18 protein-coding genes are annotated in these 23,747 nt (G+C 68.1%); 13 read left to right on the top strand and 5 right to left on the bottom strand.

Annotated elements, in window-relative coordinates; all coding sequences use genetic code 11:
* The first annotated feature begins 134 nt into the window (after nucleotides 1-134).
* The 3 genes from AC07U0_RS01855 to AC07U0_RS01845 all read left to right on the top strand — a co-directional run bounded on the left by AC07U0_RS01855 (nucleotide 135) and on the right by AC07U0_RS01845 (nucleotide 4,118).
* Nucleotides 135-1,493 carry an ammonium transporter gene (locus tag AC07U0_RS01855; RefSeq protein WP_494718331.1) on the top strand — a complete coding sequence of 453 codons (1,359 nt, stop codon included), beginning with the start codon at nucleotides 135-137 and terminating at the stop codon, nucleotides 1,491-1,493.
* A gap of 136 nt (nucleotides 1,494-1,629) precedes the next feature.
* Nucleotides 1,630-2,337 carry a TorF family putative porin gene (locus tag AC07U0_RS01850; RefSeq protein WP_494718330.1) on the top strand — a complete coding sequence of 236 codons (708 nt, stop codon included), beginning with the start codon at nucleotides 1,630-1,632 and terminating at the stop codon, nucleotides 2,335-2,337.
* Between the two features lie 248 nt (nucleotides 2,338-2,585).
* Entirely contained in the window at nucleotides 2,586-4,118 is a 1,533-nt protein-coding gene (locus AC07U0_RS01845; RefSeq protein WP_494718329.1) for an MFS transporter, read from the top strand.
* 434 nt (nucleotides 4,119-4,552) lie between these two features.
* Here AC07U0_RS01845 and AC07U0_RS01840 read toward each other — a convergent pair whose 3' ends face one another.
* From AC07U0_RS01840 to AC07U0_RS01830, 3 genes are read right to left on the bottom strand one after another with little or no spacing between them, the layout of a single operon-like run.
* Entirely contained in the window at nucleotides 4,553-5,185 is a 633-nt protein-coding gene (locus tag AC07U0_RS01840) for a DUF1190 domain-containing protein (protein ID WP_494718328.1), read from the bottom strand.
* A 5-nt stretch (nucleotides 5,186-5,190) separates the two neighbouring features.
* Nucleotides 5,191-5,610, bottom strand: coding sequence for a DUF350 domain-containing protein (locus tag AC07U0_RS01835; protein ID WP_494718327.1), 420 nt, complete (start codon nucleotides 5,608-5,610; stop codon nucleotides 5,191-5,193).
* 27 nt (nucleotides 5,611-5,637) lie between these two features.
* Nucleotides 5,638-6,297, bottom strand: coding sequence for a DUF2491 family protein (locus tag AC07U0_RS01830; protein WP_494718326.1), 660 nt, complete (start codon nucleotides 6,295-6,297; stop codon nucleotides 5,638-5,640).
* A gap of 150 nt (nucleotides 6,298-6,447) precedes the next feature.
* Here AC07U0_RS01830 and AC07U0_RS01825 point away from each other — a divergent pair, with 150 nt between their 5' ends.
* The 10 genes from AC07U0_RS01825 to AC07U0_RS01780 all read left to right on the top strand — a co-directional run bounded on the left by AC07U0_RS01825 (nucleotide 6,448) and on the right by AC07U0_RS01780 (nucleotide 22,241).
* Nucleotides 6,448-7,125 (top strand): YjfI family protein, encoded by a 678-nt coding sequence (locus AC07U0_RS01825; protein WP_494718325.1) that lies wholly within the window; start codon nucleotides 6,448-6,450, stop codon nucleotides 7,123-7,125.
* A gap of 21 nt (nucleotides 7,126-7,146) precedes the next feature.
* Nucleotides 7,147-7,890: a PspA/IM30 family protein gene (locus tag AC07U0_RS01820; RefSeq protein ID WP_494718324.1), complete on the top strand. Its 744-nt coding sequence runs from the start codon at nucleotides 7,147-7,149 to the stop codon at nucleotides 7,888-7,890.
* 162 nt (nucleotides 7,891-8,052) lie between these two features.
* Nucleotides 8,053-9,216 (top strand): glutathionylspermidine synthase family protein, encoded by a 1,164-nt coding sequence (locus AC07U0_RS01815; RefSeq protein ID WP_494718323.1) that lies wholly within the window; start codon nucleotides 8,053-8,055, stop codon nucleotides 9,214-9,216.
* 168 nt (nucleotides 9,217-9,384) lie between these two features.
* Nucleotides 9,385-11,652: a beta-glucosidase BglX gene (gene bglX, locus AC07U0_RS01810; protein ID WP_494718322.1), complete on the top strand. Its 2,268-nt coding sequence runs from the start codon at nucleotides 9,385-9,387 to the stop codon at nucleotides 11,650-11,652.
* A 57-nt stretch (nucleotides 11,653-11,709) separates the two neighbouring features.
* Nucleotides 11,710-15,393 carry a hydantoinase B/oxoprolinase family protein gene (locus AC07U0_RS01805; protein ID WP_494718321.1) on the top strand — a complete coding sequence of 1,228 codons (3,684 nt, stop codon included), beginning with the start codon at nucleotides 11,710-11,712 and terminating at the stop codon, nucleotides 15,391-15,393.
* A 4-nt stretch (nucleotides 15,394-15,397) separates the two neighbouring features.
* On the top strand, nucleotides 15,398-16,099 hold the full coding sequence (locus tag AC07U0_RS01800; RefSeq protein WP_494718320.1) for a DUF969 domain-containing protein: 702 nt from the start codon (nucleotides 15,398-15,400) through the stop codon (nucleotides 16,097-16,099).
* On the top strand, nucleotides 16,096-17,061 hold the full coding sequence (locus AC07U0_RS01795) for a DUF979 domain-containing protein (RefSeq protein ID WP_494718319.1): 966 nt from the start codon (nucleotides 16,096-16,098) through the stop codon (nucleotides 17,059-17,061). Before AC07U0_RS01800 ends, AC07U0_RS01795 begins: the two co-directional genes overlap by 4 nt.
* Before the next feature lies 1 nt (nucleotide 17,062).
* Nucleotides 17,063-18,070, top strand: a complete 1,008-nt coding sequence (locus tag AC07U0_RS01790; RefSeq protein WP_494718318.1) for a DUF2891 domain-containing protein — start codon at nucleotides 17,063-17,065, stop codon at nucleotides 18,068-18,070.
* A 79-nt stretch (nucleotides 18,071-18,149) separates the two neighbouring features.
* Nucleotides 18,150-21,563 (top strand): amidohydrolase family protein, encoded by a 3,414-nt coding sequence (locus AC07U0_RS01785; RefSeq protein ID WP_494718317.1) that lies wholly within the window; start codon nucleotides 18,150-18,152, stop codon nucleotides 21,561-21,563.
* Between the two features lie 24 nt (nucleotides 21,564-21,587).
* A complete protein-coding gene (locus AC07U0_RS01780; RefSeq protein ID WP_494718316.1) occupies nucleotides 21,588-22,241 on the top strand; it encodes an inner membrane-spanning protein YciB in 654 nt (217 codons plus the stop codon).
* Here the strand turns inward: AC07U0_RS01780 and AC07U0_RS01775 are convergent.
* On the bottom strand, nucleotides 22,213-22,689 hold the full coding sequence (locus tag AC07U0_RS01775) for a GNAT family N-acetyltransferase (RefSeq protein WP_494718315.1): 477 nt from the start codon (nucleotides 22,687-22,689) through the stop codon (nucleotides 22,213-22,215). The genes AC07U0_RS01780 and AC07U0_RS01775 overlap by 29 nt on opposite strands.
* The gene (gene rutA / locus AC07U0_RS01770; RefSeq protein ID WP_494718314.1) at nucleotides 22,677-23,735 is read right to left on the bottom strand and encodes a pyrimidine utilization protein A; all 1,059 of its coding nucleotides are present in this window, start codon (nucleotides 23,733-23,735) and stop codon (nucleotides 22,677-22,679) included. Before rutA ends, AC07U0_RS01775 begins: the two co-directional genes overlap by 13 nt.
* Nucleotides 23,736-23,747 lie beyond the last annotated feature (12 nt).

Below are 23,747 nucleotides of genomic sequence, written 5' to 3'. Positions count from 1 at the left end.
TATCCCTCAACAGGGCCGTGCTGAAATAATACGGCAGCACGAAAATTGCGCCGATCACGGCAAACCCTCTTGCATATGTCCGTTTTGCGATGGTTACCTCGCAGTTGCGAGATTGCAGAGGGGCTACAACGCAAATGTCACAGGTACTGAATCGACTTCCGGGCATCCTTGCCCTGCTGATATTGACCGCCGTGCTGTTCTACGCCGGCGGCGCCTTCGCCCAGGACGCCGCTGCGGCGCCGGCTCCCGTTCTGGCCGGTCACCAGGCTGTGCTTGAACTGAATGGCGCGGACACCGCGTGGATGGCCACCTCGGCCGCCCTGGTTCTGCTGATGACCCTGCCGGGTCTGGCGCTCTTCTACGGCGGCATGGTGCGCCGCAAAAACGTCATCGCCACCATCACCCAGTCCGTCGGCGTCTTCGCCGTCGTGACCATGGTCTGGTTCATCGCCGGCTACTCCCTGGCCTTCGGCAAGAACCCCGACCCGACCCTGAACAACTACATCGGCAGCCTCGACGCCCTGTTCCTGAACGGCGTGACGCTCGAGACGGCGCACAGCCTGCTGCCGGGCATCCCGGAGTTCGTCTTCCTGACGTTCCAGATGACCTTCGCCATCATCACCCCGGCCCTGATCACCGGCGCCTTCGCCGAGCGCTTCAAGTACTCGGCCCTGCTGCTGTTCACGGCCCTGTGGTCGCTGCTCATCTACTCCCCGATCTGTCACTGGGTCTGGGGCGGCGGCTTCCTCGGTTCGGCCGGCGTGCTGGACTTCGCCGGCGGCGCGGTCGTTCACGTCAACTCCGGTGTCGCCGGTCTGGTCTGCGCCCTCTTCCTGGGTCGCCGTAAGGGCTATGGCACCGAGCCGATCAACCCGCACAACCCCGTCCTGACCATGATCGGCGCCTCCCTGCTGCTCGTGGGCTGGATCGGCTTCAACGCCGGTTCCGCCGGCGCCGCCAACGGCCTGATGGGCGTGGCTCTGTTCAACACCATCGCCGCCGCCGCCGCCGCCGCCCTGACCTGGAAGATCATCGAGGTCATGCACAAGCGGAAGCCGTCGCTGATCGGCATGCTGTCCGGCATCGTCGCCGGCCTGGTCGCCATCACTCCGGCCGCCGGCTTCGTCGATCCCAAGGGCGCGGTCATCATCGGCCTGCTCGCCGGCCCGATCTGCTACATCTCCTCGGTGTGGATCAAGAAGCTGCTGCGCTACGACGACAGCCTGGACGCTTTCGGCATCCACGGTGCGGGCGGTCTGGCCGGCGCCCTGCTGACCGGCGTGTTCGCCTCGACCGCGATCAACAGCCTGTCGGGAGACGCCACCATCGCCAAACAGGCCATCGGCCTGGCCTGGACCATCGCCTACTCGGCGGTCGGCACCCTGGTCATCCTGATCATCTGCAAGTTCACCACCGGCCTGCGGGTCTCGGATGCTGAAGAAGCCGAAGGTCTGGACACCGTGCTGCACGGCGAATCGCTGGAGCACAGCTAAACGACTGCGCGGGATGCGGCTGGAACCGCATCCCGCCTACGGCCCGAACGAAGACGACCAACGACCACAAGCGATCGGACCTCCGGAGCTCTCTCCTCCGCCGATCGGCTCTCAAACTCACTGGAAGGGGATACCCATGAAACTGTTCACCGCCTCCGCCCTCGCCGGGGCCGCCGCCCTGGCCCTGCTGACCTCCGCCGGCGCCGCTTCGGCCCAGGACGCCACCATCAGCTACAATATCGGCGTCACCAGCGACTACGTCTTCCGCGGCTTCAGCCAGACCGACGAGAACCCCGCCGTGCAGGGTGGCCTCGACGCGACCTTCGGTCCGGGCTTCTACGCCGGCGTCTGGGCGTCGAACGTCGACTTCCTCGACGACACCGACGCCGAGATCGACATCTACGGCGGCTACCGCACCGAAGCCGCGGGCTTCGCCGTGGATCTCGGCGTGGTCGGTTATACTTACGCCGGCGCCCCCGGCGGCGCGGACTACAACTACGTGGAGTTCAAGGCCGCGGCCTCGCGCGCCATCGGCCCGGTGACCGCCGGCGCCGCCGTCTACTACTCGCCCGACTTCTTCGGCGTGGCCGATGAAAGCGCCACCTACGCCGAGCTGAACGCCGCCTACACGACCCCGATCACCGGCCTGTCGGTCTCGGGCGCGATCGGCGAGCAGTGGCTGGACGTCAGCGACGACTATGCGACCTGGAACCTCGGCGCGACCTACGCCTTCGCCGGCACGCCGCTGGCGCTGGACATCCGCTACTCCGACACCGACGTCGACAGCCCGGCCATCCCGGCCAGCGATGGTCGCGTGTTCGCCACCCTGAAGGCCACATTCTAGGTCCAAAACGGTGTTATAAGGCCCTGTTCGCGGTGTGAGACGCGAACAGGCTGCACCCCGATCCGACGCTGTCGGGATAGGGACTGCATCGGAAAGTGGCCTCGCGGCGCGCCCGCGGGGCCACTTTTGGTTACGGCAAGGCTGAAACGGCTGGACCGCACGGCCCTGTCCGTGGAACCAAGGGTTATCAAGAGCCTCCACGACGCACCCGCGCCGGAGGGGCCGCCCGGGAACCGCAACAGGACCTCATGAGCCAGTCAGACACAACCGCAGCGCCCGCGCCCAAGGGCACCGGCCTCGCCTTCGCCTATGTGACCACCCTCTTCTTCGCCTGGGGCTTCGCCACTTCCCTGGTCGATCCGTTGATCGCGGCCGTACGCGGGGTGTTCGAGCTGAGCTTCACGGAGGCCCTGCTGACCCAGTTCGCCTGGTTCACGGCCTATGGCGTCTTCTCCCTGCCGGCCGCGGCCGTCCTGTCAAAGCTGGGCTATGCCCGTTCGATCGTCAGCGCCCTCGGCGTCATGGTGCTCGGCGCCCTGATCGTGCCCCTGTCGACCCTGATGAACTTCTATCCGGGCGTGCTGATCGCCCTGTTCGTGATCGGCGGCGGGGTGACCCTGCTGCAGGTCGCGGCCAACCCGCTGGCGGCCTCGCTGGGTTCAGCGGGCAAGTCGCACTTCCGACTCGTCTTCTCCCAGGCCTTCAACTCCCTCGGCACCGTCGTCGGCCCGCTGCTGGGCGCGACCGTCATGCTGTCGGGCGGCATCTTCGTCGCCGGGGGCGTGACCGAGCTGGCCTCGTTCGAGGGGATCGTCCTGCTGGGTCTGGGCCTCGTGCTCGGGGCCGTGGCGGGCGGCCTGATCGGCGGGCTGAAGCGGTCGTTCAAGAGCTGGCTGATCATCGGCGCGGCCCTGGGTCTGGCCATCGGCTGGCTGGTCTTCCTGCAGCACTACATCGGTCAGGTGGAGGCCACGGGCGCCGCCGCTGACGCCGCCGCCATCACCGTGGCCCCGGCCGCTCCGGCCGCCGCGACCCTGGACCCGGCCCTGCGCGCCGTGACCCTGCGCAACATCGACTCGGTCTTCTTCATCCTCGCCGTCCTGTTCGCCGCCCTGGGCGCCTTCATCTGGCTGATCCGCTCGAAGCTGAACCAGCCGGGTCAGGAGTCGGGTCACGTCGAGTCGCCGTTCAAGGCCCTGTCCTCGCCCTGGGCCATCGCCGGCGCCGGCGCCATCTTCCTCTACGTCGGCTCCGAGGTCTCCATCGGCAGCCTGATGACCAACCTGCTCCATTCCGAAGGCACCCTGGGTCTGCGCATCGAGGACGCCGGCCGTCTGGTCGCCCTGTACTGGGCCGGCGCCCTGATGGGCCGGTTCGCGGGCAGCGCGCTTCTGACCCGCGCCCCGGCGGCCCTGCTGCTGACCATCTGCACCCTGGCGGCGGCGGTGCTGAGCTTCGTGGTCTTCCAGAGCACCGGCGCGGCCGCGGCCTTCGCCGCCCTGTCGATAGGCCTGTTCAACTCGATCATGTTCCCGGCCATCTTCACCCTGACGCTGGAGCGTTCGACGGCGCCGGCCTCGGCGACCTCGGGCCTGCTGGTCTTCGGCATCATCGGCGGCGCCCTGCTGCCGCTGCTGGCCGGTCAGATCGCCGACATGAGCAACCTGAACCACGCCTTCATCGTGCCCCTGATCGGCTATGTGCTGCTGACGGTCTTCGCTGTCGCCGCCATGCGGACGAAGCCGGTGACGGCGGCCGGGGTGAGCGCCGCCAGCCACTGACCTGATCTGTCGCTGCACCCGGAAAAAACCGGGTGCAAAAAGTGCAAGGCTTGAAGCCGGGTGAGAGAGGCAGCCGTCAGGATGCTGATCTTGCCCGGCTTTTGTTTTGGGCGCTGGCCGGAGTGGGTTTGCACTCGAGTGCAAGGAGCGTTCTGAGGCGCGTGCAGGCGTGCGGAATGTCAAAGACCGTGAGGTCGGGAGTGTACCTCAGCCGGGGAGGGCGCTGGATCGAATGGCGCGGTTTTCAGGCAAGGCGTTGAGCGGGAAGGGGATCGCGCTCCTCGGCTTGCGAGGTTGGGCCTGTATGCGCGGCAGGTTCGCGCTCTCGCGCGCCGCTGGGTCCCCCGGTCTCGCTACGCTCGCCGGAGGATGACGGAAGAAAGAAAAAGGGCGGACCGTGAGGCCCGCCCTTTGTTGTTTCGCGATGCGGGATGTTACCCGCCGAAGCTTCGGCCGCCGCCGCCGAAGCCGCCGCGGGAGACGACGGTGGTGCGGCTCTGGACGCGGGAGGGGGCCTGGCGCGCGACGTCGACGTCGTTGCGGTTGGCGACCGTCCGGCCCGTGCGGTAGTCGCGGCTGAGATAGCCGCCGCCGTAGCCGTTGGAATAGCCGCCGTCGCGATCGCGATACAGCGGGCCGCCGCCGCGATAGCCGCCGCCGTTCATCAGCTGGCCGATGATGAAGCCGGTCGCCAGCGGGCCGAAGAAGGAGCCGCCGCCGTGGTTGATCGGACGGCACTGTTCCGGACCCCACTGGCCCTCGCACTCGGCCTGGGTGGCGTAGCGGGGGCCGTTCTCCTTGGCCTGATCGTCGGCGGCCTTGTAGGCGGTGTCGCACTCGGCGTCGGAGACATCGTTGGCGGCCTTGCAGTCGGCCAGCGAGGTATAGGCCGGGGCCGGATCGGGCTCGGGCGTCGCGACCTGGGGCTGGCCGCAGGCGGCGAGCGAGAAGCTGGCCGTGGCCATCAGGCTGGTGACGTGCAGGGTGCGCGAACGCATCAGCCGGCGCATCGAACCGGAGCCGGCTTCGGGGCGCGTGTCTTCAGGTTTGGGGGTCGGGTCGGTCATGGATCTTACGCCGTCATGCAGGCGGCGTTGAGCAGCCCGATGCAGATGGAGATGGAGGCCAGATAGACGGCGGCGGAGGTCTCGCCCGCCTCGATGCGCTCGGCCATCTTGCGATAGACGAGGCGGCTGATGACCACGAAGGCCAGGATCTGGATGATGGCGGCCAGCAGGGCCCAGGCGGCGAACTCGCGCAGGGTCACCGTGTGCGACAGGGCCGAGGCCAGGGGCAGGACATAGCCGATCAGGGCCCCGCCCAGCGAGATGGCGGCGGCTGTGTTGCCTTCGCGGATCAGGGTCTGCTCATGATAGGGCGTGACCCACTGGTAGATCAGCTTGAAGGCGACGGTGAAGACGCCTGCCGCGGCGAAGGCGATCAGGAAGGCGGTCGCCCCCTGCATGAAGGCGTAGCGGTCGAAGTCGAACATACTGTCTGTCTCCCCAAATCTGCGCGGTCAGGCGCGGAACTCGGCCATCTCCAGCGGGATGCCGATCATGATTTCGTGGCTGAGGTCGCCGGCTTTGCCACGGGCGTCCTCGGGCTGCATCTCCAGCGCCAGCATCAGCTCGCGGCCGTCATCCAGTTCGCGCGCGTACAGCATGCAGGTCTGGAAAATCTTCGAATAAGGGACGCGGGCGGCGCGGTCGTCCCAAACCGTCTCCCAGATCGTCACCGGCGGTTGGCGGCCGTCGGCCTCGGTGAACCAGAAGCGCGGATAGTCGGGCAGGCTTTCCGCCGCGCCGTGGAAGACGGGCTCTGACAGCCGGTCCTTCCAGATGCGCCGCTCGCGCTCGCCGGCCGGATAGGCCGAGGTCCAGGGCATGAAGAGGGTGAAGTCGTAGCTCTCAAAGCCCGCCGCATCGTCGCTCATCGCCTGAAGCATCAGATGGTCCTCGGTGTAGAACCGGTGGACGAACTGGCCGCTGTCGAGGGTGACGGTCCCCTGGGCCGTGATGTCGAGCACGTCGCGGTCGAGGGTGAATTTGGTCTGGTCGCCCAGCCGGCGCCAGGCCAGCGGGTCCAGGGCGACGGTGCGGCCGATGGTGATGTTGCGCACCACGGCGAGGGCGGGGGCCGCCGGTGCTTCCTGTCCGCCGAAGAGACGCTTGAACATGGTCTGTCCTTAGCCTCGATCCGCGCGGGCGGCGAGGGCGTGTCCTGCACGATCCGGTGTGTCACGTGTCTGAAGCGGGGCCATGCGACAAAAAATCACTCCGGTCGGGCCTCTTGTCAAGCGTACATGTTACGCGTTACATGTAACGCCATGACGGACGAGGACGACAGCCTGTCGCCGAACGCAGCCACGGATCGTATCCGGGCCTGGCGAAAGGCGCGCCGCGAGGCGGGGATGGTCAAACTCGAGTTCTGGGTTCCCCAGGCGGCGCGCGACGATGTGAAGGCGGCGGTGCGCGCAATCGTCACGGACTCGGCGCGGGCCCCGGCCCTTGCTCCCCGTCCCCGATCCTCTCACTTCCAAGCCTTCATTCCTGGAGCCGACCATCAAATGGACGCCGTGATCGAAACCCCCTGGACCGTGCCGGCCATCAAGACCGCACTGGACGCCTCGACCCTGATCCGCGAGGGCGAAATGACGCTGCGGGTGCTGGAGGGCGCCGAGCCTGTCCTGCTGGTGACCATGCATGAATACGGCGACCTGCCGATCTATCTGTCGGTCGGCGGCGCGCAGATCGTGGTCTCGGTGCTGCTGTGGCCGGTGTCCGAACAGGCCGACCCGGCCCGGTTCAACGAGTTCCTGCTCAAGGCCCAGCGGGTCGTTCCCCTGTCAAACTTCTCGATCACGTCGATCGGCGGCGAAGATGTCTATGAGTTGATGGGCGAACTGTCGTGCAAGACGACGCTTCAGACCATATTGATCGAACTGCGCACCCTGGCCGAGAACGCGATCGACGCCACCGCCCTGCGCGAAACCTTCGACGCCTGATTTCGGAACCGGATCTTACAGATGTCCATGCTCTCCAAACTCTCCGCCCTGTTCCGCGGCACGGCCCATGACGCCGGCCAGTCGATCGTCGACGCCAATGCGCTGAAGATCCTGGATCAGGAAATCCGCGACGCCGACAACGCGCAGGGCAAGGCCCGCGACGACCTGGCCGGTCTGGTGGCGCGCCGCCGCATGGCCGAGAACGAGCTGCAGAGCTTCGGCGAGCAGATCACCAAGTATGAAAGCTCTGCCCGGGCGGCGGTCAGTCAGAACAAGATGGATCTGGCCCGCGAAGTCGCCGGCCGGATCGCCGAGCTGGAAACCGAGATCGGCACGCGCGGTCCGCAGATCGAGAACATGAAGGCCGCCGAGGCCAAGCTGCGCACCGCCATCGCTTCGACCGACCAGAAGATCGAGACGCTCCGGCGCGAGATCGACATCGTCAAGGTCAATGAGAGCGTCCAGCGCGCCCAGACCTCGGTCGCGCTTCAGTCGGCGGGGGCCCAGTCGCGCATCGGCTCGGCCGCCGACAGCCTGCAACGCATCAAGCAGCGTCAGGCCGTCAACGAGGAGAAGCTGCGCGCCGGCCAGGAGCTGGAAGACAAGCGCACCGGCGCCGACCTCGACGCCAAGCTGCGCGACGCGGGCATCCTGCCGGGGCATGCCTCGGCCGACGACGTCCTGGCGCGGCTGACGCAGCAGGACATCAAGGTGGTGACGCCGCAGATCGAGACGAGCGTCCCGATCGAGAAGGACAAGGCTTAAGTCTGAGTCTCCTCCCTGTCGCGCAGCGATGGGGAGGTGTCACGGCGCGGCTTCGCATCGTGACGGAGGGGTTCTTGAACTCCCATGATCGCGCGTGCGGGCAGAGCCCCTCCACCGCTTCGCGGTCCCCCTCCCCACGGCGTGGGGAGGAGACGGAAACCCATGCAACGCATCAAACTCTCCCCCCGCGCGGACTGGCAGGCCAAGGCCGAGGCGGTCGGGTTCACCTGGAACCACGTCGACGGCCAGCAGTACTGGGACGAGGGCGCGGCCTATGAGTTCTCGCTGGCCGAGATCGAGGACGGCATCGAGGCGCCGACGGAAGAGCTGCACTCCATGTGCCTCGATCTGGTTGACGAGGCGGTCCAGTCCGAGCGGTTGATGACCCAGCTCGAGATCCCGGAGGCGATGCGCGACTATGTCGCCGACAGCTGGAAGCGGAACGAGCCGTCGCTCTATGGCCGGTTCGACTTCGCCTATGACGGCACGGGCCCGGCCAAGCTTTATGAGTACAATGCCGACACCCCGACCTCGGTGTTCGAGACGGCGGTGTTCCAGTGGCTGTGGCTGGAGGACCAGATCGCGGCGGGCGTCTTCCCCGAGGACACCGACCAGTTCAACAGCCTGCACGAGAAGTTGGTCGACCGGTTCCGGGCCATCTTCCCCGATGGCGGCTTCGTGCATTTCAGCTCCGTCCCCGACTATGTCGAGGACCGGCAGACGGTGCTGTTTCTGGAGGACCTGGCCAAACAGGCCGGGCTGGAGCCGCAGTTCGTGGCCATCGGCGACATCGGACTGAACGAGGCCGGGCGGTTCGTTGACCACGAGAACTTTGAGATCGGGGCGATGTTCAAGCTCTATCCGTGGGAGGAGATGCTGCGCGACGACTACGCCGAGCCCCTGCCGAACGCGGAGATCACGGTGCTGGAGCCGGCGTGGAAATCCCTGTTGTCCAACAAGGGCATATTGCCGCTGCTGTGGGAGCGGCACGCGGGGCATCCGAACCTGCTGGAAGCCTATTTCGAGAGCGACCCGGCCCATACGCGGCTGGGCTCGTCCTATGTCAGGAAGCCGCTGTTCTCGCGCGAGGGGGCCAATGTCGAACTGGTCAAGGACGGGCGCAAGTCGGCCGTGCTGGACGGGGGATACGGCGACGGGGCCTGGATCCGGCAGGCGCTGCACGCCCCGCCGAAATACGACAACCGCTATGTCATCGTCGGCTCCTGGGTCGTCGGGAACGAAGCGGCCGGGATCGGCTTGAGAGAGGATCGCGGCCGGATCACGCGCAACGGCTCGCGCTTCGTGCCGCACGTGATCCGGGGGTGAAAGCTCTCAATTCGGACCGGGAGAAACGATCGGTGACCTGACAGACGGGTTCGCGGTCGCTAGGAAGCCCTGCTCCTGACGAAAAGGTCCGCCATGTCGATGATCACGACTGCCACCCCGACGCGAACGGGAGTAGCTTCCTCCGCCCAGATGTCTCGCCGAACCGCCATGTCCAATTTTGCTATCCTCGCGGCCCTCGGCGCCGGCCTGTTCTCCGCCCGCAAGGCGGAGGCGCAGACCGCTGCGCGGTCGGTGGAAGAGCATGCCGACATGATCGAGGGCCTGATCGCGCGGATGACGATCGAGGAGAAGGCGGGTCAGCTGAACCTGCTGCCCGATCCGTTCCGGTTCCGGCCGCAGAACGTCAATCCGCTGGACGGGCAGGGCGATCCGGCCAAGGTCAATGACGCCATCCGCGCGGGCCACTGCGGCGCCCTGTTCAACGGCGTGGGCGCGGAGGCGGGCCGCCGCATCCAGCGTATCGCCATGGAAGAGACGCGGCTGAAGATCCCGCTGCTGTTCGCCGCGGACATCATCCACGGCCTCTATACGGTCTTCCCCGTGCCGCTGGCGGAGGCCGCGGCCTTCGACGCGGACCTGGCCGAGCGCACGGCGCGGGCCATGTCGCTGGAAGGCGCCGTCTCGGCCATCCACCAGACCTATGCCCCCATGGTCGACGTCGCGCGCGACCAGCGCTGGGGCCGCGTCGTCGAGGGCGCGGGCGAGGACGTCCACCTGAACGAGGTTCTGGCTGCCGCCCGGGTGCGCGGAGTCCAGGGCACGAAGGGCCTCGCCGACCGCGACGCCCTTCTGGCCACGCCCAAGCATTTTGTCGCCTATTCCGCCGCCATCGGCGGGATGGAGTACAACACCACGGACATGTCGGAGGCGACGCTGCGCGGCGTCTTCCTGCCGCCGTTCAAGGCCGCGCTGGACGCCGGCGCCCTTTCGGTGATGAGCGCCTTCAACGACCTGAACGGGGTGCCGACCTCGGGCAACCACCGGATGCTGACCGACGTCCTGCGCGGCGAGTGGGACTTCGAAGGCTTCGTGGTCTCGGACTACACGTCGGAGCAGGAGCTGATCGCTCACGGCTTCGCCGAGGACGGCCGCGACGCGGCGCGCATCGCCCTGCTGGCCGGGGTGGACATGAGCATGGTCTCGGGCCTGTACATGGCCCACATCCCGGATCTGGTCGCCAAGGGCGATGTGCCGATGGCCCGCGTGGACGAGGCCGTGCGCCGCGTTCTGCGCACCAAGGCGGCGCTGGGTCTGTTCGACGATCCCTATCGCGGCATGGACGCCCGGCGCGAGAAGGCCGTCTGCGGCTCGCGCGAACACTATGCGCTGGCGCGCGAGGCGGGCCGCGAGTCGATCGTCCTGCTCAAGAACGAAGGTGATGTCCTGCCGCTGAAGGCCGAGGGGCAGAAGATCGCCCTGATCGGACCCTTCGCCTCGGACCTCGACGTCTTCGGCCCCTGGACCATCTGGGGCGACGAGACGCACCGAATCTCGGTGGAGGCCGGTCTGCGCGCGGCGATGAAGACGCCGTCGGACCTGACGGTCATCAAGGGCTGCGATATCGAGACGGCGCTGGACGGCGGGATCGCCGACGCGGTTCTGGCCGCGGGTCAGGCCGATGTGGTGGTGCTGGCGCTGGGCGAGGGCTCGCGTTTCACCGGCGAGGCCCAGTCGCGCGTCGAGATCACCCTTCCCGAGATCCAGCGCAATCTCGCCGCCGCCGTGGCCGCCACCGGCAAGCCGGTCGTGGTCCTGATCCGCAACGGCCGGGCGCTGGAGCTGTCGGGCGCGATCAAGGACGCGCAGGGCATCGTGGTGACCTGGTTCCTGGGTTCGGAGATGGGCAACAGCGTCGCTGACGTCCTGTTCGGCGATCACTCGCCCTCGGGCCGTCTGCCGGTCAGCTTCCCGCACAGGTCGGGCCAGCAGCCCTTCTCCTACGACCACAAGCGCACCGGTCGCCCGGCCAATCCGAACCTGGCGTCGGAGGAGTACACCGCCCGCTATCGCGAGACGACGAACACGGCGCTGTATCCGTTCGGCCATGGCCTGACCTACGGCAAGGTGAGCTACGCCACGCCGGTGGTGGCCAGTCCGACGATGAGCTGGGACGGGACGCTGGAGGTCTCGGTGGATGTCACCAACGCCGGCGAGGTCGCGGTCGTCGAGACGGTCCAGCTCTATATCGGCGACAAGGTCGCCAGCCTGACCCAGCCGGGCCAGCGCCTGCGCGACTTCCGCAAGGTGGCGCTGGCCGCGGGTGAAACCGAGACGGTCCGCTTCACCCTGAACCGCGAACAGCTGGAGTTCATCGGGGCGGCAGGGACGCCGACCGTGGAGCCCGGCGCGTTCGATCTGTGGCTGGCGCCGTCGGCCCAGGTCGGGACGCCGGTGCGGTTCAATCTGGTTCGCTAGGTCGTGAGGGCGTAGTTCGTCCTTGTCTCCACGCGGCGGCCCCCGTCTAATCGGGGCATGACCGACAAAAGGGAATCCGACGCCGTGACGGGCGAGGGCTGGCGCTTCTGGATCGACCGGGGCGGCACCTTCACCGACATCGTGGCGCGGGCGCCGGGCGGTGAACTGAAGACCGCCAAGCTGCTGAGCGAGAACCCGGAACATTATGCCGATGCGGCGGTGGAGGGGATCCGGCGCTTCCTCGGTGTCGGGCCCGGGCCGATCGCGGGGGGACTGATCGAGGCGGTCAGGATGGGAACGACAGTCGCCACCAACGCCCTGCTGGAACGGAAGGGCCAGCCCACGCTGCTGGCCATTACCGCCGGGTTCGGCGACGCCCTGAGGATCGGATGGCAGAGCCGGCCCGAACTGTTCGCGCGCCACATCGTGCTCAATCCGCCGCTGTACGAAGAGGTGGTCGAGATCGCCGAACGGGTCGGGGTCGATGGCGACGTCCTGACGCCGCTCGATGAGACGAAGGCGCGGGCGGACTTCGCGGCGGCACGGGCGAGGGGGTTGACGGCGGTCGCCATCGTCCTGATGCACGGCTGGCGCTGGACGGCGCATGAGGAACGGCTGGCGCAGATCGCGCGCGAGGTCGGGTTCGAACAGGTCTCGGTCAGCCATGACGTCGGCGCCCTGATCAAGCTGATCGGGCGCGGGGATACGACGGTGGCCGACGCCTATCTGTCGCCGGTGTTGCGCGCCTATGTCGACCGGGTGGGGGCGGATCTGGGCGAGGCGACGCCGCTGCTGTTCATGCAGTCGAACGGCGGGCTGACGGGGGCGAAGGCGTTCCGAGGCAAGGACGCCATCCTGTCGGGACCGGCGGGCGGGGTGGTCGGGATGGCCACGACGGCGCGCGAGGCCGGGTTCGACCACGTCGTCGGCTTCGACATGGGCGGCACCTCGACCGACGTCTCCCACTATGCCGGCGACTATGAGCGGACTTCGGACAGCGTGGTCGCGGGGGTGCGGCTGCGGGCGCCCATGTTGTCGATCGAGACGGTGGCGGCGGGCGGGGGATCGATCTGCCGGTTCGACGGATCGCGGTTGCGGGTGGGGCCGGAGAGCGCGGGCGCCGTGCCGGGACCGGCCGCCTATCGCCGCGGCGGGCCGCTGACAGTGACCGATTGCAATGTGCTGCTGGGCAAGCTGAGGCCCGGGTTCTTCCCCGCCGTCTTCGGACCGGGCGCCGACCAGCCGCTGGACGCCGATGTGGTGCGGGCGAAATTCGGAGCGCTGGCGGCGGAGGTTCAGGCCGCGACCGGGCGGGCGACGACGCCGGAAGCGCTCGCCGAGGGCTTCATCGCCATCGCGGTTCAGGCCATGGCCCAGGCGATCAAGACCATCTCCATCCAGCGCGGACACGACGTGACCCGCCATGTGCTGAACTGCTTCGGCGGGGCGGGCGGGCAGCACGCCTGTCTGGTGGCGGATGCCCTGGGGATGACGACGGTGCTGCTGCATCCGTTCGCCGGGGTGCTGTCGGCATACGGCATGGGGCTGGCCGATGTGCGGGCCATCCGGCAGGAGACGGTCGGGGCCCTGCTGACGCCCGAGCGGGACGCGGAACTGGCTGCGCGGGTCGAGGCGCTTGGCGCGGCGGCCGAGGCCGGGCTGGCGGGGCAGGGATCGAGCGGTGACGTGGTCTCGCGGCTGGCGCGTGCCGAGGTGAAATACGCCGGGACCGACACGCCCCTGACCGTGGCGTTCGGGACGGCGGTCGAGATGCATGCCGCGTTTCAGGACCAGCACCGGCGGCGGTTCGGCTTCGTCGGCGAGCGGGATCTGATCGTCGAGACCCTGCAGGTGGAGGCGGTGTCCGCCCCGCCCGCGGGATCGGAGGCGCCGGTCGCGACGACGGCGGAAGACGGGACAGCGGACCCGGTCGAGGTCGCCTCGGTCTGGATGGCCGGGGCGATGCGCGAGGCGGAGATCTACCGGCGCGAGGGGCTGGCGTCCGGCGTCGCGGTCGACGGCCCGGCGATCATTCTGGAGAGCACCGGGACAACGGTGGTCGAGCCCGGCTGGCGCGCCAGCGTCGATGCGCGCGCCAATCTGATCCTGACCCGGGTTCAGGCCCTGGCGAAGCGGACGGCGCTGGGGACCGAGGCCGATCCGATCCTGCTGGAGCTGTTCAACAGCCGCTTCATGGCCGTGGCGGAGCAGATGGGCGAGGCGCTGAGGGCGACGGCCTATTCGGTGAACATCAAGGAGCGGCTGGACTTCTCCTGCGCCGTCTTCGACCGGACCGGCGCCCTGATCGCCAATGCGCCGCACATCCCGGTGCATCTGGGCTCGATGGGGGAGAGTATCGCGGCGGTGGTGCGGTCGCGGGGAGACGCGCGCGACGGTCGGGGCTTGCGGCGCGGCGACGTCTATATGCTGAACGCCCCCTACAACGGCGGGACCCATCTGCCGGACATCACGGTGATCCTGCCGGTGTTTCTGGAGGACGATGCTGAAAGCGAAGGGAGGGGGCCGGCCTTCTTCGTCGCGGCGCGCGGGCACCATTCGGACGTGGGCGGGATCACGCCCGGGTCGATGCCGCCGAACAGCCGGTCGGTCGAGGAGGAGGGCGTCCTGATCGACGACTTCCTGCTGATCGATCAGGGGGAGTTGCGGGAGGCCGAGACGCGGGCGCTGTTCGGCTCGGGCGCCTGGCCGTCGCGCAATGTCGAGATGAACCTGGCCGATCTGAAGAGCCAGGTGGCGGCCTGCGCGCGCGGCGCCGAGGAGCTGGAGCGGATGGTCGCCGAGTTCGGCCGTGACACCGTCGACGCCTATATGGGCCACGTCCAGGACAATGCCGAGGAGGCGGTGCGGCGGGTGCTGGCCGACTTCGGCGGCGGCGAGTTCGCGCTGGAGATGGACGATGGCGCCATCATCCGGGTGCGGGTTTCGGTCAATGCCGGGACACGGTCGGCGCGGGTCGACTTCACCGGGACCAGCGACCAGAGGCCGACCAATTTCAACGCCCCGCGCTCCATCACCCGGGCGGCGGTGATGTATGTGTTCCGGACGCTGGTGGACGACGCCATTCCGCTGAACGAGGGCTGTCTGAAGCCGATCAGCCTGATCGTGCCGGAGGGGTCGATGCTGTCGCCCGTCTGGCCGGCGGCGGTGGTGGCGGGCAATGTCGAGACCAGTCAGGCGGTGGTCGACGCCCTGTACGGCGCGCTGGGCGTGCTGGCCGCCAGTCAGGGGACCATGAACAATTTCACCTTCGGCGACGCGACGCGGCAGTATTACGAGACCATCGCAGGCGGTTCGGGCGCCGGGCCGGGCTTCGACGGGGCCTCTGCGGTCCAGACCCATATGACCAACAGCCGGCTGACCGATCCGGAGGTGCTGGAGACGCGGTTCCCGGTGTTGCTGGAGGGCTTTTCCATTCGTCACGGCTCGGGCGGGGGCGGAGCCTCGACCGGCGGCAACGGCGCCGTGCGGCGGGTGCGGTTCCTGGAGCCGATGACGGCGGGCATCCTGTCGAACCGGAGGCGCGTGCCGCCGTTCGGGGCGGTGGGCGGCGATCCGGGCAAGGTCGGGATCAATCGCGTCGAGCGGGCGGACGGCACGGTCGAGGCGCTGGGCGCGACGGCCGAGGTCGAGATGGCGCCGGGCGATGTCTTCGTGATCGAGACGCCGGGGGGCGGGGGATACGGGGTGCCTTCTCCCGTGACGGAAGAGGGGCTAGCGTAGCCTTATGCTCGTCCTGCTCGGAATTCTGGTCGTGGTCGCGGGGTTCGCCGCCCGCCTGAATCCGTTGCTGACCATCGTGGTCGCGGCGCTGGTGACGGGGGTGCTGGCGGCGGTGGTCGCGGGGGCCGATGCGGCCGGGCTGTGGCGGGCAGGCGTCGATACGTTGGCCCTGTTCGGCAAGGCCTTCAACGACAACCGATACTTCCACATCACCTGGCTGGTGCTGCCGGTGATCGGTCTGCTGGAGCGGGAGGGTCTGCAGGAGCGGGCGCGGATGCTGATCGGCAGGGTCCGGGCCGCGACGGCCGGCCGGCTGCTGCTGGTCTACCTCGTGATCCGGCAGGCGACCTCGGCGCTGGGCCTGACCTCGCTGGGCGGGCATCCGCAGATGGTCCGGCCCCTGGTCGCGCCCATGGCCGAAGGCGCAGCGGAGAAGGACCAAGGCGAGATTTCGGACGACACCCGCTTCCGCATCCGCGGCATGGCGGCGGCGACGGATAATATCGGGCTGTTCTTCGGCGAGGACATCTTCATCGCCATCGGCTCCATCGTCCTGATCGTCGGCTTCCTCGAACAGGCGGGGGTCAAGGTCGAGGCCCTGCATGTGTCGCTGTGGGCCATCCCGACGGCGATCGCGGCCTTCCTCGTGCATGGCGTGCGGCTGTGGTTCTTCGACCGGACGCTGAAGAAGGGAGATCCGGCATGATCACCCTCGACCACGCCTATGTCCTCGTCGGGCTGATGTTCCTGGCCTTCGCCGTGCTGACGGCGCTGGACCGCAGCCATCCGACGCGGATCCGGAACACCCTGTTCTGGGGCCTGATCGCCGTGTCGATGTTGTTCGGCGCGAAGCTGGGCGGGCTCGGCAACGGGGTGTTGGTGCTGGCTCTCGTGGCCCTCGGCGCGACGGGCAAGATGGGGGTCGCGAAGCCCGCCACGACCGGGCCGGAGGAACGGGTCGAGCGGGCTGAGCGGCGGGGCAACGCCCTGTTCCTGCCCGCCCTGATCATTCCGGTGGTGGCGGTCGGTGGGACGCTGGCGGCCAAATACACCGACGCGGGCAAGTGGCTGATCGGCCCGACCCAGACGACGCTGATCGCGCTGGGGCTCGGCTGTCTGATCGCCTTCTTCGCCGCCGTGGCCTGGCTGAGGCCGCCGGTCTCGGCGCCCGCTCAGGAAGGGCGGCGGCTGATGGACTCCATCGGCTGGGCGGCCCTGCTGCCCCAGATGCTGGCCTCGCTGGGGGCGGTGTTTCTGGCGTCGGACGTCGGGGGCGTGGTGGGTCAGGCGGTGACGGCGGTCATTCCGTTGACGACGCCGCTGCTGGCCGTGATCGCCTATTGCGTCGGCATGGCCCTGTTCACCATCGTCATGGGCAATGCGTTCGCGGCCTTCCCGGTGATGACGGCGGCGATCGGCCTGCCGCTGGTGGTGCATCAGTTCGGCGGCGATCCGGCCATCGTCTGCGCCATCGGCATGCTGGCCGGCTTCTGCGGGACCCTGCTGACCCCGATGGCCGCGAACTTCAATGTGGTGCCCGCCAACCTGCTGGACCTGCCCGACCGCAACGCCGCCTTCAACGGCGTGATCCGGGCGCAGGCGCCGACGGCGGCGGTGATGCTGCTGGTCAATATCGCCCTGATGTACGCCCTGGCCTTCCGGTTCTGAGATGACGCGACTGACAGCTGAGACCGCCAGCCTCTACGCCCGCACGGCGCTGGGCCATGTGACGCGGGAATACCCGAACAAGCTGGATCATGTGATCAGCGGCCCGGAGGCGGTGAAGGGGCCGCGGGCCCTGCATCCGGTCTTCTTCGGCAGCTTCGACTGGCATTCGTGCGTGCACGGCTGGTGGACCCTGTTCACCGTGCTGCGCCTGCATCCGGAGATGGAGGAGGCGGCCGCCATCCGGGCGCTGGCCGATGAGCTGTTCACCGAGGCCAATGTCGCGGCCGAGACCGCCTATCTGGCCGAGCCGTCGAGCCGGGGGTTCGAGCGTCCCTATGGCTGGGCGTGGCTGCTGATGCTGGCGGGCGAGCTGACGCGGCATGACAGCGAGGACGGGCGGCGGTGGTCGGCGACGCTGAAGCCGCTGGCCGATGCGTTTGCCGACCGGTTCCAGGCCTTCCTGCCGCTGGCGACCTATCCGGTGCGGGTCGGGACCCACTACAACACCGCCTTCGCCCTGACCCTGACGCTGGACTATGCGGCGTCCGTCGGCGATGCGGCGCTGGCCGATCTGTGCCGGGCCAAGGCGCGGGACTGGCATCTGGGCGACGCGGGCTGTCAGGCGTGGGAGCCGTCGCAGGACGAGTTCCTGTCGCCTGCCCTGATGGAGGCCGAGCTGATGCGGCGGGTGCTGCCGCCCGAGGAATTCGCTAGCTGGTTCGACGCCTTCCTGCCCGATCTGGCGCAGCACAGGCCCGCCACCCTGTTTACACCGGCCAGCGTCAGCGACCGGTCGGACGGCAAGATCGCCCATCTGGACGGGCTGAACCTGAGCCGGGCATGGTGCTGGCGCGGGATCGCCTCGGCCCTGACGGATGAGCGGAAAGACGTCGCCCTGAAGGCGGCCGAAGACCATCTGGCCGTGGCCCTGCCGCAGGTGACGGGCGACTATATGGGCGAGCACTGGCTGGCCAGTTTCGCCCTGCTGGCGCTGCTGGCCGCTGCATGAACAATCGGTAAGGTTGGCAGCCTCGCCAATCTGCTCCGTATGCCGCTAGATGCCGCCCTGTTCGGAGAGGGGCTGTTCGATGAAGCGGATGTGGTTGACGACGGCGGCTGTGGCCGTGCTGGCGATGCAGGGGCCGGTGAGCGCCCTGGCCCAGACGCAGTCTGCTCCGCCCACGCCGACACCCGCGCCTCAGGACGCGCCGCCGGCCCCGACGCCTGAACAGCCGGCGCCTGCCCCGGTGCTGGAGGCCGCGACGCCTGCCGCCACCGCGACCCCGGCGCCTGCCGCTTCCGACGAAAAGCCCAAGTGGGACGTCAACAACCCGCCCGGGCCGTCGCATGAGGTGAACATCAACGTCACCCAGGGCACCTGGATGTCGCTGGACGTCAGCCCGGACGGCCGGACGATCGTCTTCGACATGCTCGGCGATATCTACACCATGCCTATCGGCGGTGGTGAGGCGAAGGCCATTGCGTCCGGCGTCGCCTGGGAGATGCAGCCCAAATTCTCACCCGACGGGACACGGATCGCCTTCACCTCCGACCGGGGCGGCGGCGACAACATCTGGACCATGGCCGTCGATGGCTCGGACCTGCAGCAGGTGTCGAAGGAAAGCTTCCGTCTGGTCTCGCAGCCGGAATGGACGCCGGACGGCCAGTTCATCGTCGGCCGCAAGCATTTCACCTCCAGCCGTTCGCTCGGCGCCGGCGAGATGTGGATGTGGCACCGGTCGGGCGGCGGCGGGGTGCAACTGACCACCCGCCGGACCCAGCAGAAGGACACGGGCGAACCCGCCTTCTCGCCGGACGGCCGCTATCTCTACTTCTCGGATGACACGACTCCGGGCGGTCAGTTCGAATACTCCAAGGACGTCAACACCCAGATCTACGCCATCCAGCGGCTGGACCGTGAGACCGGCGAGACCGAAGAGTTTCTGTCCGGACCCGGCGGTTCGATCCGCCCGACACCCTCGCCGGACGGCAAGTCGATCGCCTTCATCCGCCGCGTCCGCTACCAGTCGACCCTCTATGTGATGGACATCGAGAGCGGCCGCGAGACGCCGATCTACGGCCATCTGGACCGCGACCTGCAGGAGACCTGGGCGATCCATGGCGTCTATCCGGCGATGAGCTGGACGCCGGACGGCAAGGCGATCGTCTTCTGGGCCGGCGGGACCTTCCACAAGATCGACGTGGCCTCGCAGGCCGTCACTGACATCGCCTTCCACGTCGCCGACACTCGCCGGGTCGAGCCCGCGGTGCGCACCACGGTCGAGGTGGCGCCCGACACCTTCCAGACGAAGATGATCCGCTGGGCCCATGCGTCGCCCGACGGGACGAAGGTGGTGTTCGAGTCGCTCGGCAACATCTGGATCCGCGATCTGCCGACCGGGACCGCGCGTCGTCTGACGTCGCAGAGCGACCATTTCGAACTCTATCCGTCCTGGTCCCGGGACGGCCGGTCGATCGTCTATACGACCTGGTCGGACAAGGATCTGGGTACGGTGCGGGTGATCCCGGCCTTGGGCGGGACGGGCCGTGTGGTGACCCGGCATCCGGGCCATTTCATCGAGCCGAGCTTCTCGCCGGACGGCAAGACGATCGCCTATCGGGCGGTGACGGACGGCTTCCTGACGACGGGACTGTGGGGCCGCAATCCGGGCATCTACCGCGTGCCGACGGCGGGCGGGGAGTCCACTCTCGTCACCGAGGACGGCACGACCCCGCAGTGGGGAGCGTCCAACGATCGCATCTTCTTCCTGGGCCGTCAGGACGGCAATTCGGCGCTCAAGTCGGTGGATCTGGGCGGACATGAGCCGCGCATTCACCTGACCTCGCAGTGGGCTTCTGACTTCGAGATTTCCCCGGACGAGCATTGGGTCGCCTGGACCGAGCGGTTCAACGCCTATGTCGCGCCGTTCGTGGCCACCGGCCGCCCGGTCGAGATGGGCGCCAAGGGCGAGGCCCTGCCGCAGACGCGGGTGACGCGCGACGCCGGAAACTGGCTGACCTGGTCGGGCGACTCGTCGCGGCTGAGCTGGGCCATCGGGCCGGAGTTCTTCACCCGCACCCTCCAGGACAGCTTCAAGTTTGAAGAGGGGGCACCGGCCGAACTGCCAAAGCCCGCCGAGCACGGCATCAATCTCGGCTTCACCGCCACGGCCGACAAGCCGACGGGCCGTCTGGTCCTGGCCGGCGCGCGCATCATCACCATGAACGGCGACCAGGTGATCGAGGATGGCGTCATCGTCGTCAACGAGAACCGGATCGAGGCCATCGGGCCGCGGGGCTCGGTCACCGTGCCCGCCGACGCCGTCGTCATGGACATGACCGGCAAGACCATCACCCCGGGTCTGATCGACGCCCACTGGCACGGCTCGATGGCGGCCGACGGCATCATCCCGCAGCAGAGCCGCATCGATTATGCGTCCCTGGCTTTCGGGGTGACCACGATCCACGACCCGTCGAACGATTCCAGCGAGATCTTCGCTCACTCCGAACTGGCCCGCGCCGGCCGGGTGGTCGGGCCGCGCATCTATTCGACCGGGACGATCTTGTACGGCGCCCAGACGCCGTTCACGGCCCAGATCGACAATCTGGATGACGCCCTGTCCGCGCTTCGCCGGACCCAGGCGCTGGGGGCGATCAGCGTCAAGAGCTACAACCAGCCGCGTCGGGATCAGCGCCAGCAGATCATCGAGGCCGCGCGCCAGCTGAACATGAACGTCGTCCCCGAGGGCGGCTCGCTGTACCAGCACAACATGTCGATGATCGTCGACGGCCATACGACCATCGAGCACTCGATCCCGCTGGCCCATCTGTATGACGACGTGCGCCAGCTGTGGAGCCAGACGGACGTCGCCTACACCCCGACCCTGATCGTGGCCTATGGCGGCGCCTTCGGCGAAAATTACTGGTACCAGGAAAGCCCCGTCTGGAACGATCCGCTGCTGCAGCAGTATGTCCCCCGCCGGGTGCTCGACGCGCGCGCCCGCCGGCCTGTGACCCAGCCGATGGAAGAGTGGAACCACATCGCCATCTCGCAGCAGGCCAAGGCCCTGTCGGACCTCGGCGTCAACGTCGAGACCGGCGCCCACGGCCAGCGCGAGGCCCTGGGCGAACACTGGGAAATCTGGATGATGGCCCAGGGCGGGATGACGCCGATGCAGGCCCTGAGGACCGGCACCCTGAACGGGGCCAGGGCCCTGGGCATGGACAAGGACATCGGCTCGCTGGAGGTCGGGAAACTGGCGGACATGGTGGTGATGAACACCAACCCGCTGGAGAACATCCGCAACACCCGCGACATCGCCTACACGGTCGCCAACGGCCGGGTTTACGACAGCCATATGGACGAGGTGGGCCGTCGCAACAGGCCGCGTCAGCCATTCTGGTTCGCGTCGTCGGACGGGGAAGCTGGTCCGGCGGGCGTCGCCGTCGCGACCGGTCACGGCCATGGTTCGGGTCAGGACGATGGGTCGGACGCGGACTGACCCGCGAAGGTCCCGGGGCGGGGCATGAGCGACGTCGACCTTCAGAGCCTGCGGGCCAACCCGGCCGCGAGACGGGCGGCGGAGCTGAAGGCGTTTCTGTTCGCGGTCAGGCCGATCACCAGCGATCTGGCGGCGACCCTGGTCTTCTATCTGGTGCTGATCGTCGGCGGCCGGGTGGAGACCGCGGTCGCGCTCGGCATCGCCCTGGGGCTCGGGCAGCTGGTCTGGGCTCTGGCCAGGCGCGTGCGGATCGCGCCGATGCAGTGGGTCAGTCTGGGACTGGTGGTGATCATGGGCGGGGCCACCCTCGTCACCCACGACCCGCGCTTCGTGCTGATCAAGGTCAGCGTGATCTACGCCCTGATCGGCGGCGCCATGCTGCAGCCGGGCTGGCTGCATCGCTACATTCCGCCCATCGCCGTGCGCCATATCCCGGAGCGGTGGGTCGTGATCTCGGGCTATGTCTGGGCCGCGCTGATCCTCGGGACCGGGGTGCTGAATCTGGTTCTGACCCTGACGGTGGAGGCGCGGACAGTGGCCGGGGTGATGACGGTCTGGGCGATCGGATCGAAGATCGCCCTGTTCGCGGGCCAGTATCTGCTGTTCCGGGTGGTGGCGCGCAGGAGCATCCGCGCGACCTTGTTGGCGGCTACAGTTCCAGATCCAGGAACTGGTTGAAGGCGCTGCGCTCGTAGTCGCTGAAGGCCTCGCCGTCGACGAAGCCGCGTCGGCGGTAGAGGGCCAGCGCCGGGTCGAAGGCCTCGCCTGAGCCGGTCTCCAGTGAGAGGCGCGACCAGCCGCGCGACTGCGCTTCGCCGATGATGTGTTCCAGCAGGGCGGCGGCGACACCTGCGCGCAGATGGTCGGGATGGGTGCGCATCGACTTCAGCTCGCCGGTCCCGTCGGGCAGGGCCTTGAGCGCGCCGATGCCGGCGATGCTGTCGCCGCGCCAAACCGTCCAGACGGTGACGTCGGGCCGCTGCAGCCCGGTCAGGTCCAGCGCTCGCACATGATCGGCCGGCGAATTGGCGTGCATCCCGGCCAGATGCAGGGCCAGCAGGGCCCGGGTCTGGTCGCCGGACAGGTCGTCGATGCGGATGTCCAGGGCGGGACCTATTTCCGGCATTCCATCAGCGGCTGGATCTTCGTGCCGAAGTCCTCGATGCCCTGTTCGAAGTCGTCGAAGGTGAGGAGGACGCCGCCGGTGCCGGGGACTTCCGACATCTCGTCCAGCATCTTCGCGACGCTGGCGTACGATCCGACCAGAGTACCCATGTTGATGTTCACCGCGCCCTCGGGGGCGGCGAGCTGGCGGACGTTGGTGGTGGCGTTGACCTTGTCGGCGGCGCCCTGGTCCTTGAGCCAGCTGATGGCGTCGACGTCGACGCCGTCGTTATAGGACTTCCACTTCGCCTGGGCTTCCTCGTCGGTGTCGGCGGCGATGATCATGACCAGCACGAACATCTTCACGTCACGGCCGGTCTTGGCGGTCGCCTCGGCCAGACGCTCGTTGTTGAAGGCGAAGGCCTTCGGCGTATTGACCCCCTTGCCGAGGCAGAAGGCGTAGTCGGCCCACTTCGCCGAGAAGGCGAGACCCTCGTCCGAGGAGCCGGCGCAGATGATCTTCATGTCGCCGGTCGGCTGGGGCCGGACCAGACAGTCGTCCATGGTGTAGTAGTCGCCCTTGAGGTCCGAGCGGCCCGTCTCCCACAACTCGCGCAGGATCTGTGCGTATTCGTCGAGCATCTTGTAGCGGTTGCGGAAGTGATCCTCGCCGGGCCACAGGCCCATCTGGGAGTATTCGGGCTTCTGCCAGCCGGTGATCAGGTTCAGGCCGAAGCGGCCGTGGCTGATCGAGTCGATCGTGTTGCACATCCGCGCGGCGAAGGCGGGCGGGATGATCAGGGTCGGGCAGGTGGCGTAGATCTTGATCTTTTCGGTCACCGCCGCGAGGCCGGACATCAGGGTGAAGCTCTCCAGCCCGTATTCCCAGAACTCGGTCTTGCCGCCGAAACCGCGCAGCTTGATCATCGACAGGAGGAAGTCGAGGCCGTGCTTCTCGGCCGCCTGGGCGATGCGCTTGTTCAGATCGAACGACGGCATGTACTGCGGCGCGTTCTCCGAAATCAGCCAGCCGTTGTTGTTGATCGGGATGAAGACGCCGACTTCCATGGGTGCAGTCCT

The sequence above is a fragment of the Brevundimonas sp. GW821-FHT02A10 genome, assembly GCF_059422025.1.
This window is presented reverse-complemented; position numbering and strand designations above follow the sequence as displayed.

What these genes read in the sequence shown, in the direction of transcription:
- AC07U0_RS01855 (WP_494718331.1), top strand. Translation starts at nt 135, where the DNA reads ATGTCACAGGTACTGAATCGACTTCCGGGCATCCTTGCCCTGCTGATA.
- AC07U0_RS01850 (WP_494718330.1), top strand. Translation starts at nt 1,630, where the DNA reads ATGAAACTGTTCACCGCCTCCGCCCTCGCCGGGGCCGCCGCCCTGGCC.
- AC07U0_RS01845 (WP_494718329.1), top strand. Translation starts at nt 2,586, where the DNA reads ATGAGCCAGTCAGACACAACCGCAGCGCCCGCGCCCAAGGGCACCGGC.
- AC07U0_RS01840 (WP_494718328.1), bottom strand. Translation starts at nt 5,185, where the DNA reads ATGACCGACCCGACCCCCAAACCTGAAGACACGCGCCCCGAAGCCGGC.
- AC07U0_RS01835 (WP_494718327.1), bottom strand. Translation starts at nt 5,610, where the DNA reads ATGTTCGACTTCGACCGCTACGCCTTCATGCAGGGGGCGACCGCCTTC.
- AC07U0_RS01830 (WP_494718326.1), bottom strand. Translation starts at nt 6,297, where the DNA reads ATGTTCAAGCGTCTCTTCGGCGGACAGGAAGCACCGGCGGCCCCCGCC.
- AC07U0_RS01825 (WP_494718325.1), top strand. Translation starts at nt 6,448, where the DNA reads ATGACGGACGAGGACGACAGCCTGTCGCCGAACGCAGCCACGGATCGT.
- AC07U0_RS01820 (WP_494718324.1), top strand. Translation starts at nt 7,147, where the DNA reads ATGTCCATGCTCTCCAAACTCTCCGCCCTGTTCCGCGGCACGGCCCAT.
- AC07U0_RS01815 (WP_494718323.1), top strand. Translation starts at nt 8,053, where the DNA reads ATGCAACGCATCAAACTCTCCCCCCGCGCGGACTGGCAGGCCAAGGCC.
- bglX (WP_494718322.1), top strand. Translation starts at nt 9,385, where the DNA reads ATGTCCAATTTTGCTATCCTCGCGGCCCTCGGCGCCGGCCTGTTCTCC.
- AC07U0_RS01805 (WP_494718321.1), top strand. Translation starts at nt 11,710, where the DNA reads ATGACCGACAAAAGGGAATCCGACGCCGTGACGGGCGAGGGCTGGCGC.
- AC07U0_RS01800 (WP_494718320.1), top strand. Translation starts at nt 15,398, where the DNA reads ATGCTCGTCCTGCTCGGAATTCTGGTCGTGGTCGCGGGGTTCGCCGCC.
- AC07U0_RS01795 (WP_494718319.1), top strand. Translation starts at nt 16,096, where the DNA reads ATGATCACCCTCGACCACGCCTATGTCCTCGTCGGGCTGATGTTCCTG.
- AC07U0_RS01790 (WP_494718318.1), top strand. Translation starts at nt 17,063, where the DNA reads ATGACGCGACTGACAGCTGAGACCGCCAGCCTCTACGCCCGCACGGCG.
- AC07U0_RS01785 (WP_494718317.1), top strand. Translation starts at nt 18,150, where the DNA reads ATGAAGCGGATGTGGTTGACGACGGCGGCTGTGGCCGTGCTGGCGATG.
- AC07U0_RS01780 (WP_494718316.1), top strand. Translation starts at nt 21,588, where the DNA reads ATGAGCGACGTCGACCTTCAGAGCCTGCGGGCCAACCCGGCCGCGAGA.
- AC07U0_RS01775 (WP_494718315.1), bottom strand. Translation starts at nt 22,689, where the DNA reads ATGCCGGAAATAGGTCCCGCCCTGGACATCCGCATCGACGACCTGTCC.
- rutA (WP_494718314.1), bottom strand. Translation starts at nt 23,735, where the DNA reads ATGGAAGTCGGCGTCTTCATCCCGATCAACAACAACGGCTGGCTGATT.